13 protein-coding genes are annotated in these 13,817 nt (G+C 64.2%); 10 read left to right on the top strand and 3 right to left on the bottom strand.

The annotated features are described in order from the left end of the window. The first annotated feature begins 20 nt into the window (after positions 1 to 20). Positions 21 to 443 (top strand): NUDIX domain-containing protein, encoded by a 423-nt coding sequence (locus AC5QPF_RS12935; protein WP_494963586.1) that lies wholly within the window; start codon positions 21 to 23, stop codon positions 441 to 443. On the opposite strand, the gene AC5QPF_RS12930 is transcribed toward AC5QPF_RS12935, so the two are convergent. Further along, the gene (locus AC5QPF_RS12930; protein WP_494963585.1) at positions 409 to 1,374 is read right to left on the bottom strand and encodes a GNAT family N-acetyltransferase; all 966 of its coding nucleotides are present in this window, start codon (positions 1,372 to 1,374) and stop codon (positions 409 to 411) included. The two genes, AC5QPF_RS12935 and AC5QPF_RS12930, sit on opposite strands and share 35 nt — an antisense overlap. Positions 1,375 to 1,516: 142 nt before the next feature. Here AC5QPF_RS12930 and AC5QPF_RS12925 point away from each other — a divergent pair, with 142 nt between their 5' ends. The 5 genes from AC5QPF_RS12925 to AC5QPF_RS12905 all read left to right on the top strand — a co-directional run bounded on the left by AC5QPF_RS12925 (position 1,517) and on the right by AC5QPF_RS12905 (position 7,321). Beyond that, entirely contained in the window at positions 1,517 to 2,134 is a 618-nt protein-coding gene (locus AC5QPF_RS12925) for a helix-turn-helix domain-containing protein (RefSeq protein ID WP_494963584.1), read from the top strand. Positions 2,135 to 2,158: 24 nt separating this feature from the next. Further along, positions 2,159 to 2,743: an HD domain-containing protein gene (locus AC5QPF_RS12920; RefSeq protein ID WP_494963583.1), complete on the top strand. Its 585-nt coding sequence runs from the start codon at positions 2,159 to 2,161 to the stop codon at positions 2,741 to 2,743. Between the two features lie 29 nt (positions 2,744 to 2,772). After that, a complete protein-coding gene (locus AC5QPF_RS12915; RefSeq protein WP_494963582.1) occupies positions 2,773 to 3,081 on the top strand; it encodes a hypothetical protein in 309 nt (102 codons plus the stop codon). A gap of 92 nt (positions 3,082 to 3,173) precedes the next feature. Next, positions 3,174 to 5,366 (top strand): OsmC domain/YcaO domain-containing protein, encoded by a 2,193-nt coding sequence (locus AC5QPF_RS12910; RefSeq protein ID WP_494963581.1) that lies wholly within the window; start codon positions 3,174 to 3,176, stop codon positions 5,364 to 5,366. Between the two features lie 197 nt (positions 5,367 to 5,563). After that, the gene (locus tag AC5QPF_RS12905; RefSeq protein ID WP_494964166.1) at positions 5,564 to 7,321 is read left to right on the top strand and encodes a glycoside hydrolase family 15 protein; all 1,758 of its coding nucleotides are present in this window, start codon (positions 5,564 to 5,566) and stop codon (positions 7,319 to 7,321) included. Between the two features lie 2 nt (positions 7,322 to 7,323). Here the strand turns inward: AC5QPF_RS12905 and AC5QPF_RS12900 are convergent, their stop codons facing one another. Continuing rightward, positions 7,324 to 7,536, bottom strand: a complete 213-nt coding sequence (locus AC5QPF_RS12900) for a DUF3079 domain-containing protein (protein ID WP_494963580.1) — start codon at positions 7,534 to 7,536, stop codon at positions 7,324 to 7,326. Positions 7,537 to 7,607: 71 nt separating this feature from the next. Then, positions 7,608 to 7,913, bottom strand: coding sequence for an NIPSNAP family protein (locus tag AC5QPF_RS12895; RefSeq protein ID WP_494963579.1), 306 nt, complete (start codon positions 7,911 to 7,913; stop codon positions 7,608 to 7,610). A gap of 147 nt (positions 7,914 to 8,060) precedes the next feature. Here AC5QPF_RS12895 and AC5QPF_RS12890 point away from each other — a divergent pair, with 147 nt between their 5' ends. The 4 genes from AC5QPF_RS12890 to AC5QPF_RS12875 all read left to right on the top strand — a co-directional run bounded on the left by AC5QPF_RS12890 (position 8,061) and on the right by AC5QPF_RS12875 (position 13,809). Then, positions 8,061 to 9,869 carry an alpha/beta fold hydrolase gene (locus AC5QPF_RS12890; RefSeq protein ID WP_494963578.1) on the top strand — a complete coding sequence of 603 codons (1,809 nt, stop codon included), beginning with the start codon at positions 8,061 to 8,063 and terminating at the stop codon, positions 9,867 to 9,869. 140 nt (positions 9,870 to 10,009) lie between these two features. Then, complete coding sequence (locus AC5QPF_RS12885) at positions 10,010 to 11,365, top strand: glutamine synthetase family protein (protein ID WP_494963577.1); 1,356 nt, start codon at positions 10,010 to 10,012, stop codon at positions 11,363 to 11,365. A gap of 48 nt (positions 11,366 to 11,413) precedes the next feature. Then, positions 11,414 to 12,499: an extracellular solute-binding protein gene (locus AC5QPF_RS12880; RefSeq protein WP_494963576.1), complete on the top strand. Its 1,086-nt coding sequence runs from the start codon at positions 11,414 to 11,416 to the stop codon at positions 12,497 to 12,499. A gap of 14 nt (positions 12,500 to 12,513) precedes the next feature. After that, positions 12,514 to 13,809: an FAD-dependent oxidoreductase gene (locus tag AC5QPF_RS12875; protein WP_494963575.1), complete on the top strand. Its 1,296-nt coding sequence runs from the start codon at positions 12,514 to 12,516 to the stop codon at positions 13,807 to 13,809. Positions 13,810 to 13,817: the final 8 nt, after the last annotated feature.

Here is a 13,817-nt window from a genome sequence, read left to right as displayed (position 1 = left end):
TCTGAAAAGGAATTCCCTACGTGCCCCCGAACAAAGCCTGCGTCGTCCTGCTCGACGACGCGCGACGCCTGCTGCTGTTCCGTCATCCGCGCGGCGACGTGCAACTGGTCAAGGGTACCATCGAAGCCGGCGAATCCCCGGCGCAGGCCGCGCTGCGCGAGCTCAAGGAAGAATCGGGCATCGCTCCGGCCAGGGTGCTGCACGACCTCGGCTGCTGGAAGGCCGGCCATCGCGGCCAGGTCTGGTCGTTCCATCTCTGCGCCACCGACCTGGCCCTGCCGGAGCACTGGTCGCACCAGACCGAGGACGACAACGGGCATATCTTCGACTTCTTCTGGGCGCCACTGGATCAACTGCCGTTCGACGATTGCCATCCACTGTTCCAGAGAGCGCTGCGCGAGGTGTTGCTCAGGCTGGAGGACGCAGGCCCGGACGTCGAGTGAACTGCTGCTCGATGACCTCGCGCCCCCACTGGCTACCGGGTTGCTCGCACGCCAGCTCGAAACCGCAGAATTCATACAGGCGCCGCGCGGCGTCCAGGCCCTTGAACGTCCACAACTGCACGGCAGCGAATCCTCGCTCGTCGCAGAATGCCAGGGCCTGCTCAAGCAGACGCCGGCCAACGCCACGCCCACGACAGGCATCGTCGAGGATGAACCAGCGCAGATGGGCCTGGTTGTCGCCCAGGTCCTCGCCGTCGATCGCCAGCGAGCCAACGATGCGCTCGCCATGCACTGCGCTCCAGATGCCGTTGCGAGGCTTTTCGAGGCGTCCGGCGAATTCCGCCACGCCGCTGGCCACCTGGCTTTCGAAGAACTGACCGAAGCCGGAATGACGGGCATAGAAGGCCCCGTGCATTTCCGCGACCCGCCCCACCAGGCCAGGGCGGTAGCCGAAGCGGATAGCCACGTCCGACGCCGGGCGGGTGGCATCGCCTGAGTGCAACGCCTGCAGGGCCCCGGCATAGGCCGCCAGCCCTTGGGCGACGCCCTGCTGCTGGGCAAGAGTCAGCGACGCCAGGGCCGTGGTGACCTGGCGCTGGCCGAAGGCATGGATCTGCGCCACCGTGCGCAGCCCCTTGGCGGTCAGGCCGAGTGACTTGCTGCGGGCATCACGACCGGCGGCACCTTCGGCAATTTCACCGGCCTGGAGCAGTTTGGCCAGCATGCGGCTGACGCTGGACTTCTCCAACCCCAGCACCTGAACCAGTTCGGCGGCGGTCATCGTTTCGCGGCCAGCAATTTCCATCAGGGCATGCACGGCCGATGCCGAGTAAGCAGTACCGGCCAGTGTCGGCTGCATGAAGCCCAGCTCACGGACCATGGTGCGGGATGCGCGGCGGATCTGTTCAACCAGCATGGGATCGATGCTCATCGGCGTGGCTCCTGAGGAAAGGTTGCACGATACAACCATAATCTTGAAACCGGCAATCCCCGGCCTGTATCGGACAACAGGTATCCCTTCCTGAGGATCGCTTCGACTATGCTGACACGCACTCCGCCCAGACACTTCGCCCATGACCACCCCGTCCCTCGATCAAACGCCTCTCGGCCCCCTGCTCAAGCGCTGGCGCCTGCTGCACCGGGTCAAGCAGAGCCATGCCGCCGAGCTGTTCAAGGTGTCCCAGCCGACCATCTCGCGCTGGGAATCCGGCATCCAGGACCCCGAGCCCGAGCAACGCGAGCGCATCGAGGCCCTGCTGCGAGCCCGCCTCGACAGTGCCGCCGACCAGGCCTTGGCGCGGCTGGTCAGCGGCAGCGGGCAACCGGTGCACCTGGTCTGCGACCTCAGCCACCGCCTGCTCGCCTGTTCCCCGTCGCGGGCCGCGGAGTTCAGCCTGCCGCTGGGGGAATTGCTGGGGCGTTCGCTGTGGCCCTTCGTCACCGAGGCCATCGCCAGCCAGGAAGCGCGCCTGGACGGTCTCGGCTGGCGCGACGGCCTGGCGCCGCCGGCACTGGAGTTCGCCAGCGGGGCCAATGGCTCGCTGCTGATACCGATCCACCACAGCCAGTGCCGCTGGACCCGCATCACCCTGTCGGATGGTTCGGCGGCACGGATGGTCGAGACTCTCCGAGCGCCCACGCATATTTCATACGTGGACGCCCGACCAGCGCCTGCGCAAGATGCCCGGTGAACCAGACAACACAGGCCATCCCTCATGAACCTCCAGCATATCCACGGCAAACTCGCCTTCCTGCGCGAAGCCGAACGCCTGAAAAGCGTACTGCGCAGCGCCCATACCTCCACCGGCCGGCAGGAAAGCACCGCCGAGCACAGCTGGCGCCTGGCCCTGCTGGCGCTGGTGTTCGAGGAAGACCTCGGGCCGCTCGACATCGCCAAGGTGCTCAAGCTGTGCCTGGTGCATGACCTGGGCGAGGCCCTGGCCGGCGATATCCCGGCCGTGGAGGCCCAGGCCCACGGCAACAAGGACGACAACGAACGCCGGGACCTGCAGACCATCAGCGCCACCCTGGAACCGGCGATGCAGGCCAGCCTCCTTGCCCTGTTCGACGAATACCAGGCCGCCATCACACCGGAAGCCCAGGCGGTAAAGGCCCTGGACAAGCTGGAAACCCTCCTCCAGCACACCCAGGGCGCCAACCCGGCGGATTTCGACTACGCCTTCAACCTCGACTACGGCCGGCGCTACACCGACGCCACGCCGTTTCTCGCCACTTTGCGCGGTCTGCTCGATGAGGAAACACGAAAACTGGCTGAGAAGCAGAAGCGTTTTCCTTTATAGTCGAGCCTTCGTTCGCATGGATGCCCGACATGAAGTACCTCGCCCCGCCCCTCGCCGCCGTCCTGCTGGCGTTTTCCCAGGCCAATGCCGCCGACCCCGTTGACGAACAGTGGCGCACGCTGATCAGCAAGGACTTCAAGGAAGGTTGCATCACCCGGCTGAAATCCTATCTGGAAAGCAACGGGCAGAATGGCCGCCGCGGCGCGACCTGGTTCGTCGAGTCCTGTGACGGCCGCTTCGAGTATTCGACCTCCTACCTGCCGGCGCCGCGCGCCAGCGACGACTCGCCGTTGCTGGTGGCCAAGCGGGTGCGCCAACTGCCGCCCGTCACCCCCTAGCCGGCCCTCTGCCGGCGGGCGAAAGGACAAGACTTCCCGGTGAAAAACCGGATAATGGCCGCCAATTTCGTTTCGCCCGCTACGGTACCCCCATGGAAATCAAGGTCAACTTTCTCGACAACCTTCGCCTCGAAGCCAGATTCGACGACTTCACGGTGATTGCCGACCAGCCCATCCGCTACAAGGGCGACGGTTCGGCACCGGGACCGTTCGACTACTTCCTGGCGTCCTCGGCACTGTGCGCGGCCTATTTCGTCAAGCTTTACTGCCAGACCCGCGACATCCCCACCGACAATATCCGCCTGTCGCAGAACAACATCGTCGACCCGGAAAACCGCTACAACCAGATCTTCAAGATCCAGGTCGAGCTGCCGGCGGACATCTGCGAAAAGGACCGCCAGGGCATCCTGCGCTCCATTGACCGCTGCACGGTGAAGAAGGTGGTGCAGACCGGCCCCGAGTTCATCATCGAGGAAGTGGAAAACCTCGACGCTGACGCCCAGGCCCTGCTGATGCCGGGCCTCGACGGGCAGACCCGCACGGTCATCCCGGGCAAGGACCTGCCGCTGGAAGAGACCATCGCCAACATGTCGCAGATCCTCGCCGACCTGGGGATGAAGATCGAGATCGCCTCCTGGCGCAATATCGTGCCCAACGTCTGGTCCCTGCATATCCGCGACGCGCAGTCGCCGCTGTGCTTCACCAACGGCAAGGGCTCGAGCAAGGAAAGCGCGCTGGCCTCGGCCCTGGGTGAATTCATCGAGCGGTTGAACTGCAACTTCTTCTACAACGACCAGTTCTGGGGCGAGGAGATCGCCAACGCCGGGTTCGTCCACTACCCGAACGAGCGCTGGTTCAAGCCGGGGCGCAAGGACGCCCTGCCCAAGGAGATCCTCGACGAGCATTGCCTGGCCATCTACAACCCGGACGGCGAGCTGCTCGGCTCGCACCTGTACGACACCAACTCGGGCAATATCGAGCGCGGCATCTGCTGCCTGCCCTATGTGCGCCACTCCGACGGCGAGACGGTGTACTTCCCGTCCAACCTGATCGAGAACCTGTACCTGAGCAACGGCATGAGCGCCGGCAACACCCTGGTGGAAGCCCAGGTGCAGTGCCTGTCGGAGATCTTCGAGCGCGCGGTGAAGCGGGAGATTCTCGAAGGCGAACTGGCCCTGCCGGATGTGCCGCAGGAGGTGCTGGCCAAGTACCCGGGCATCGTCGCCGGTATTCAGGGCCTGGAAGAACAAGGCTTCCCGGTACTGGTCAAGGACGCCTCGCTGGGCGGTGAATTCCCGGTGATGTGCGTGACCCTGATGAACCCGCGCACCGGCGGCGTGTTCGCCTCCTTCGGCGCCCACCCGAGCTTCGAGGTGGCGCTGGAGCGCAGCCTCACCGAACTGCTCCAGGGCCGCAGCTTCGAAGGCCTCAACGACCTGCCGCAGCCGACCTTCGAAAGCCATGCGCTGATGGAGCCGAACAACTTCGTCGAGCACTTCATCGACTCCAGCGGCGTGGTGTCGTGGCGCTTCTTCAGTGCCAAATCCGACTTCGAGTTCGTCGAGTGGGACTTCTCCGGCCAGGGCGAGGACTCCAACGCCGACGAAGCCGCGACCTTGTTCGGCATCCTCGAAGGCATGGGCAAGGAGGTCTACATGGCCACCTACGACCACCTCGGCGCCGCAGCCTGCCGCATCCTGGTGCCGGGATACTCGGAAATCTACCCGGTGGACGACCTGATCTGGGATAACACCAACAAGGCCCTGTTCTTCCGCGAGGACATCCTCAACCTGCACCGTCTGGATGACGACGAGCTGGAAAGCCTGCTGGAGCGCCTGCTGGAGTCCGAACTGGACGAATACACCGAGATCAAGACCCTGATCGGCATCGAGTTCGACGACAACACAGTGTGGGGCCAACTGACCGTGCTGGAACTGAAGATCCTGATTCAGGTGGCGTTGAAGAAGTTCGACGACGCCAAGGAACTGGTAGAGATGTTCCTGCAGTACAACGACAACACCGTCGAGCGCGGGCTGTTCTACCAGGCGCTGAACGTGGTGCTGGAAGTGGAGCTGGACAGCGACCTGGAGATGGCCGACTACGAGATCAACTTCCGCCGCATGTTCGGTGATGCGCGGATGGAGGCGGTGCTGGGCTCGGTTGACGGCAGCGTGCGCTTCCATGGGCTGACCCCGACCAGCATGAAGCTTGAAGGCCTGGACCGGCACCTGCGCTTGATCGAGAGCTACAAGAAGCTGCATGCGGCCAGGGCGGCCAGGGCCTGATTCTGTAGTGATCTTGAGGGCCTCATCGCTGGCTTGCCAGCGATGAGGCCCTCAGCAACACCACACCTCCCGGAACCAAACCCCTCCCCCACGAATCTCTCCGAATGACCCCTTGCATTTCGGAGACACTCCCCGTGGACGACAGCGTGATGAACGGCTACCAGCTCGGTACCCCGCAACGGGACGCCGGCGGCTGGCTGCCCCTGGAAGGCTATGCCGCCCTCGGCGACGGGCGCTCGGTGGCCCTGGTAGGCTGGGATGGCTCGGTGGACTGGTGGTGCGTGCCACACATGGACTCCCCGCCGCTGTTCGACCGCCTGCTCTCGCCCCATGAAGGCGGCCGCTTCGCCATCACCCCCGACGGCGATTACCGCGTCGAACGCCACTACCTGCCCGGCAGCAACGTCCTGGAAACCCTGTTCATCAGCAATACCGGCCGCGCTCGCCTCACCGAATCCCTCAACAGCGGCCCCGCCGGGCGTCTGCCCTGGGGTGAACTGGCACGGCGCATCGAAGTGCTCGAAGGCCAGGTGGACTTCGCCATCCGCATCGACTTCGGCACCCAGGCCGACACCGTCAGCCCCTTTCTCGCCCCCAACCACAACGGCCGGGTCTTCCACGCCGGGCATATCCTCGGTCTGGTGCGTTACGACGAAACCCTGCTCGACGTCGAACGCAAGGACGACCTCGGCCTGCGCGCCCGTCTGAGCCTCAGGGCCGGGGAAAAAACCGTGCTGGCGATCATCTGTGGTCGCGACGAGCCGCTGGTAGTGCCGCCCCTGGAGCTGATCGACGCACGCATCGACGGCTCCCACCGCGAATGGCTGCAATGGAGCGACGGCCTGAGCTACGAAGGCGTCTACAAGCCTCTGGTGATCCGCAGCGCCCTGGCCCTGAAGCTGCTGCTGTCCTCGTCCACTGGCTCGATCATGGCTGCAGCCACCACCTCCCTGCCAGAGCGTATCGGCGGGCCGAAGAACTGGGACTATCGCTTCGCCTGGGTGCGCGATGCCGGCTACACCATCGAGGCGTTTCTGGGTATCGGCGCCGAACTGGAAGCCAAGGCGGCCTTTACCTGGCTGCTCCATCGCCTTGGCGAGCACGGCCCGCAGGTGCTCTTTACCCTCGAAGGCGATATCGCCAAGGGCACCCGCCCGGTGCACCTGCCCGGCTACAAGAACTCGCCGCCGCAGATCGGCAATGACGCGGTGAGCCAGATCCAGCACGGCATCTTCGGCGATATCTTCCAGACCGCACGTTGCTTCATCGACTGCGGCAATATCCTCGATTCGGTCAGCGCGCGGATCCTCTCCGGCATCGCCGACCAGTGCGCTGACCGCTGGCGCAAACCGGACTCGGGGATCTGGGAGCTGCCTGAAGAACAGCATTACACCCTGTCCAAGATCGCCTGCTGGCAGGCGCTAAGCCGGGCGGTGGAACTGGCCGACGACGGGCACCTGCCGACCACCTGCCGAGAACGCTGGGACCGCGAGCGCCAGCGCATCCACGACTGGATCGAGAAGCACTGCTGGAGCGAAACGCTGCAGGCCTATCAGTTCTATCCCGGCAGCGAGCAACTGGACGCTTCCGTAGCCCTGGCCCTGCACTTCGGCTACCCGAGCAAGGAGCGCCTGAGCCTCACCCTCGACGCCATCCAGCGCGAGCTGGGCCGTGGCGCCTTCCATTACCGCTATAGCGAGGTCGATCGCGAAGAAGGCTGCTTCCTCGCCTGCACCTTCTGGCTGATCGAGGCCCGCGCCCTGCTGGGCCAGCGCGAGCAGGCGACGCTGGCCTTCGAGGCGGCCATCCAGGGTCTGGCTCATGGGGTCGGGATCTATGCGGAGATGATTGATCCGCAGAACGGCAATTACCTGTGCAACCTGCCCCAGGGCCTCACCCACCTGGCGCTGATCCGCGCGGCGCTGGCCATTGGCGGGCAGGAGCACACGAGCTGAAGTCAGGCGGCCGGCTGTTTGTCGCTGGCGACCTTGCCCGTCACCTCCAGTCCCCAGTCGCCATGCTCGTGCCAGTCCTCGCCGAGCATCTCGGCGGGGTGCATGGTGCGATCGGCGCCGTTGCCGCAGGCCAGGTCGGACGCGGCGCAATAGCGGTCGCAGCCCCAGCAGATGCGTTCGGGGTGCTTCGGGTTGACGGGGAACGGCTTGGCCATGACGGGCTCCCTGCTACGGAGTGAGGGAGTTCTACCCTAGCCCGCCGCCTGGGCCGGGACATTGATCCGTGTCATCCCAGCACAGGCCGCAGGAACGTCCGCTCGTAGCTGAGGATGAATTTCGACTGCACGGCCTTGGCCACCGCCGCCATGCACTCCGGATCGGTCTCGGCGAGCTTGCGGTACTGCTCGTACTCGGCCAGGCCCGGGAAGCTGAACAGGCAGTAAGCGACGTTGTTGGCCCCTTCGGCCGGAAGAAAGTAGCCGTGGTGCTGGCCGCCCAGGCGCTGGACCAGGGGGATCCACAGACGGGCGTATTCCTCGAAGGCGGGGAGCTGGTAGGGGTCGATGAGGTAGCGGACGTGGCAGGTGATCATGGCGAATCCTGATCGATGACGTGAAGCGGGAGTCTAGCCGGGCATAAGCTGGCGAACCTTGAACGAAACTGCTCTTTTGCGGCGATTTGACATCGTGTAGCGCTCGGCCATGCTAATTGGCGTATTGCCATCATGGAACCGCCCGACATGGACGTTATCAAGCGCCTTCCGACCTGGGCGAAGCTGACAGCAAGCGCCGGCATCACATTCCTGCTGTTCCTGACCTGGCTGCACTGGTACGCCACGCCCCAGCCGACACGCATCACCCTCATCACCGAACCAGGCGCCAAACGGCTGGTGGTACTGGTCCACGGTTTGAACGGCAAACGCTCTTTCCAGCCTGCCATCCAGCTGGCGCGGGAGGCACTCCCCGGCTCCGATCAGTTGATAGTCGAGTACGATGCCAGACCCGTTTCCAACGCCAACCCCTATGCAATTGCCAATAGCATCGAGCGCAGGATCCAGAAGGTCGACAGCAAGCACAACTATGAGGAAATAGTGCTGGTCGGCCACAGCCTGGGAGGCATGCTGCTGCGCAAGTCCTTCCTCTGGGGCAGCGGCCTGGAGGACGACCGCGGGGACTACGGCAAACGCGGAGTACGAGAGTGGACAAGCAAGGTCACCCGCTTCGTCTCCCTCGCAAGCATCAACCGCGGTTGGTCGATCGACCCGGCGCCACGCAACATGAGCACCGACAAGTACCTGCTGTTCTCACTCGGCGTACGCCTGGCCCGCCTCAGTCATAGCGGGCAACTGCTCCTTGGTCTGCAACGTGGTGCCCCGTTCATTGCGGACTCGCGGGTTCAGTGGATTGAACTCTGCCGGGAAACCCTGCCACCGCGCCGTCTGCCGCAGGTCATCCATTTACTGGGTGATCAAGACGATATCGTCAGCCGAGCCGACAGCATGGATCTGCGTGTTTCTCAAAGAACGCTCTTCGTGACCCTGGAAAATACCGGCCATAGTGATATTGCCAGCGCCCTGGGGGGAGGCCCCTCGCCAGAGGACCAGGAGCGGCGCGACGTGGTCGCGAAGGCTTTGCAGGGTTCACTCGAAAAGCAGGACATAGACAAGCTCGACGACCAGATAGAAGACACCTCGATCACGCGCATCGTCTACCTGATGCATGGCATCCGGGATTTCGGCGATTGGACCGATGAACTGCGTGAAGTCATGGAAAACCAGGCGAGTAACGGCTCGAAGCAGCTGGTGATCAACCAGAAATACGGCTATTTCCCCATGCTGCCCTTCGTGCTGTATGCCGATCGGCAAAAGAACGTACGTCTGTTCATGGACCAATACACGGAGAACCTCGCTCGCTATCCGTCCGTGGCGAAGCCCGACTACGCCGGACACTCCAATGGCACCTATATCCTTGCCAGCGCCCTGCATCACTACAAGACATTGAAGGTGGGGAATGTCTACTTTGCTGGCAGCGTGGTGCCGAAACACTACGACTGGAAGCCGCTACTCGATGCCCACCGCGTTATCAAGGTGGTCAATGTGGTGGCTGCCGGCGACTGGGTGGTCGCCTTGCTACCACGTTTTTTCGAGCAGATCGCCGATTGGGCGGACGTCCAGCCGGGTGATGGGCAACTGGATATCGGCTCCGCCGGTTTTCGCGGATTTCAGGCGGCCTCGGCGGCGGATCGGGCGGTCGTCAACGTCAAGTACGCCAGCGGCACCCATAGCACCGGTGTGGATGCCGAGAATGTATGCAAGCTCAATGCGATCGCCGATTTTCTCGTTTCCGGAGACCACAAGAGCCTCCGGGAGGTGTTCGACAATCAGCCAAGCCCGTCGAACTGGCTCTCGATCCTGTCGAACATCACCTGGTTTCTGTGGCTCATTGCTGCGTCGTTGCTCGCTGCCCTTGCCTACCTCGCCTTCTCGACAAATCGTTGGTTCGGCTGGGCCTACCTGGCGCTTTTGCTGGCCGTCCTCACCTCCGTCTGAAGCACCGACCAATCGTTCCAGGCAACGGCATTCCTGCGGAAAACGGATAGAACCCGCCCCCACCTCTGGCCAAGACTAGGTACGCGCCCACCGGTCCAACACCGGTCGCGTGCCTTCCAACTAACCCGCTAGAGGTTTGCATGAACACCCCCGCGCATCAGCTGGCCACCTGGCTGAAGCAACACCAGATCACCGAAGTCGAATGCATTGTCAGTGACCTCACCGGCATCGCCCGCGGCAAGATTTCCCCCACCAACAAGTTTCTCGGCGAAGGCGGCATGCGCCTGCCGGAAAGCGTGCTGTTGCAGACCGTCACCGGCGACTTCGTCGACGACGACATCTACTACGATCTGCTGGACGAGGCGGACATCGACATGTTCTGCCGCCCCGACCCGGAGGCGATCTTCCTGGTGCCCTGGGCCATCGAGCCCACCGCGATGGTGATTCATGACACCTACGACAAGCGCGGCAACCCCGTCGAGCTGTCGCCGCGCAACGTACTCAAGCGCGTCCTGCGCCTCTACGCGCAGAAAGGCTGGACGCCGATCGTCGCGCCGGAAATGGAGTTCTACCTGACCAAGCGCAGCAGCGACCCGGACTTCCCCCTGGAAGCCCCGATCGGCCGCTCGGGCCGCCCGGAAAGCGGTCGGCAGAGTTTCTCCATCGACGCGGCCAACGAATTCGATCCGCTGTTCGAAGACGTGTACGACTGGTGCGAAGCCCAGGGCCTGGACCTCGACACGCTGATCCACGAAGACGGCCCGGCGCAGATGGAGATCAACTTCCGTCACGGCGACGCCCTGAGCCTGGCCGACCAGATCACCGTGTTCAAGCGCACCATGCGCGAGGCCGCGCTCAAGCACAACGTGGCGGCGACCTTCATGGCCAAGCCGATCACCGACGAGCCGGGCAGCGCCATGCATATCCACCAGAGCGTGGTGGACGCCGAGGGGCGCAATGTCTTCGCCAACGAAGACGGCAGCATGAGCGAGCTGTTCCTCAACTACATCGGCGGCCTGCAGAAGTACATCCCCAAGGTACTGCCGATGTTCGCACCGAACGTCAACTCGTTCCGCCGTTTCCTGCCGGACACCTCGGCACCGGTCAACGTCGAGTGGGGCGAAGAGAACCGCACCGCCGGCCTGCGCGTGCCGCCGTCCGAGCCACAGGCCATGCGCGTGGAAAACCGCTTGCCCGGCGCCGACGCCAACCCTTACCTGGCCCTCGCCGCCAGCCTGCTCTGCGGTTACCTGGGCATGATCGAGAAGATCGAGCCGAGCGCGCCGGTGCAGGGCCGCGCCTACGAGCGGCGCAACCTGCGCCTGCCGATCACCATTGAGGACGCTCTGGCCGCCATGGAGAACTGCGAAGTGCTGGAGCAGTACCTGGGCGCCAAGTTCGTCAAGGGCTACGTCGCGGTAAAACGCACCGAGCACGAGAACTTCAAACGGGTGATCAGCTCGTGGGAACGGGAATTCCTGCTGCTCAGCGTCTGAGCCGAGACCCACGCCGCACACAATAAAAATGGATGGACAGGAGCCGACATGAAACTGTTGAAACGTCTTGCACCCTTCGCCTTGCTGGCGCTGCCGCTGGCGGCCGCCGCGCAGCCCAGCGTCAGTATCTACAACTGGACCGACTACATCGCCCCGGACACCCTCACCGGGTTCCAGGACGCCACCGGGATCAAGCCGGTGTATGACGTCTTCGACTCCAACGAGACCCTGGAAGGCAAGCTGCTGGCTGGCAAGAGCGGCTATGACATCGTTGTGCCGTCCAACCACTTCCTGACCCGCCAGGTAGACGCCGGAGTGTTCCTCGAACTGGACCGCAGCAAGCTGCCGAACTGGAAGCACATGGACCCGGCGCTGCTCAAGCTGCTAGAGCAGAACGACCCTGGCAACCGTCATTCAGTACCCTACCTGTGGGGCACCAACGGCATCGGCTACAACGTCGACAAGGTCAAGGCCGTGTTGGGCGTCGACCATATCGACTCCTGGGCCACCCTCTACGAGCCGGAAAACCTGAAGAAGCTGCAAGCCTGCGGCGTGGCCTTCATGGACTCCGCCGACGAGCTGATCCCGTCCATCCTCAACTACCTGGGCCTGGACCCCAACAGCAGCAACGCCGCCGACTACGCCAAGGCCGAGCAGCGCCTGCTGGAACTGCGCCCCTACGTGACCTACTTCCACTCCTCGAAGTACATCTCGGACCTGGCCAACGGCGACATCTGCGTGGCCTTCGGCTTCTCCGGCGACGTGCTGCAGGCGGCCAACCGGGCGCGCGAGGCGAAGAACGGGGTGAAGATCGCCTACAGCATTCCCAAGGAAGGCAGCAACCTGTGGTTCGACCTGATCGCCATTCCCGCCGACGCGAAGAACCCCGACCAGGCCCTGGCCTTCATCAACTACGTGATGGAGCCGAAGGTGATCGCCGGGATCAGCGACTACGTCGGCTACCCCAACGCCAACGTCGACTCCAAGCCGTTCATCGAGCCTGAGACCTTGAACAACCCCGAGGTCTACCCACCCCAGGCTGTGCTGGACAAGCTGTACATCTCCAAGGCGCCATCGCCGAAGATCATGCGCCTGATGACCCGCAGCTGGAGCAAGGTCAAGTTCAACCAATGAGCCGGAATCCTTCCATGAACCCACACGCCGAGCATGCCGCGTCGTACTACGCCGCCAGCGCCCGCGACAGCCAGCCCTACCCCGTGCTCGACGGCGAGATCCGCGCCGACGTGTGCGTGGTCGGCGGCGGCCTGACCGGGGTCAACACCGCCCTGGAGCTGGCCCAGCGCGGCCACTCCGTGGTCCTGCTGGAGGCCCGGCGCATCGGCTGGGGCGCCAGCGGGCGCAACGGCGGCCAACTGATTCGCGGCATCGGCCACGATGTCAGCGGCTTCGGCAAGTATGTCGGCGAGGATGGCGTGCGCTATCTGCAACGGGCCGGCGAGGACTCGGTGACCCTGGTCGCCGAACGCATCGCCAGGTTCGGCATCGACTGCGACCTGCGCTGGGGCTTCTGCGAACTGGCCAACACCCCGGCGCAGTTTGCCGGGTTGCGCGAGGAACGCGACGAGCTCGCGGCGGCCGGCTACGCCCACCCCATCGAGCTGGTGACGCCAGAGCGCATGGGTGAGGTGGTGGCCAGCGACTGCTACGCCGGCGGCCTGATCGACATGGGCTCGGGGCACCTGCACCCGCTCGACCTGGTCACCGGCGAAGCCCGCGCGGCAAGCGGGCTGGGGGTGCAGATCTTCGAGCAGAGCCCGGTGCTGCGCATCGAGCATGGCAGCCAGGTGGTGCTGCACTGTGCCCGCGGCCGGGTGCGCGCGGATAGCCTGGTGCTGGGCTGCAATGCCCACCTCGAGGAACTGGAGCCGCGGCTGACCGGCAAGGTACTGCCGGCGGGCAGCTACGTGATCGTCACCGAGCCGTTGTCCGAAGAGGTGGCGGCGCAGTTGATCCCGAGGAACCTGGCGCTGTGCGACCAGAAGGTCGGGCTGGACTATTACCGTCTGACGGCGGACCGGCGCCTGCTGTTCGGCGGTGCCTGCCACTACTCCGGGACCGATCCGAAGGATATCGGCGCCTATATGCGGCCAAAGATGCTCAAGGTCTTTCCGCAACTGGCCAATGTGCGCATCGACTACCAGTGGGGCGGGATGATCGGCATCACGGCCAACCGGTTCCCGCAGGTTGGCCGTCTGGCCCAGCATCCGAACGTGTATTTCGCCCAGGGATATTCGGGGCATGGGCTGAATGTCACCCACTGGACGGCGAAGCTGCTGGCGGAAGCGATATCCGTGGGGCAGAGCCGGGGGCTGGATGTGTTCAGTGCGGTGCCGCACCTGACCTTCCCGGGTGGAAAGCTGTTGCGCTCGCCGTTGCTGGCGTTGGGGATGTTCTGGTATCGGGTGCGGGAGGCTTTGGGCTGACAGGTTGT

The sequence above is a fragment of the Pseudomonas sp. Con_6 genome, from assembly GCF_059379395.1.
This window is presented reverse-complemented; position numbering and strand designations above follow the sequence as displayed.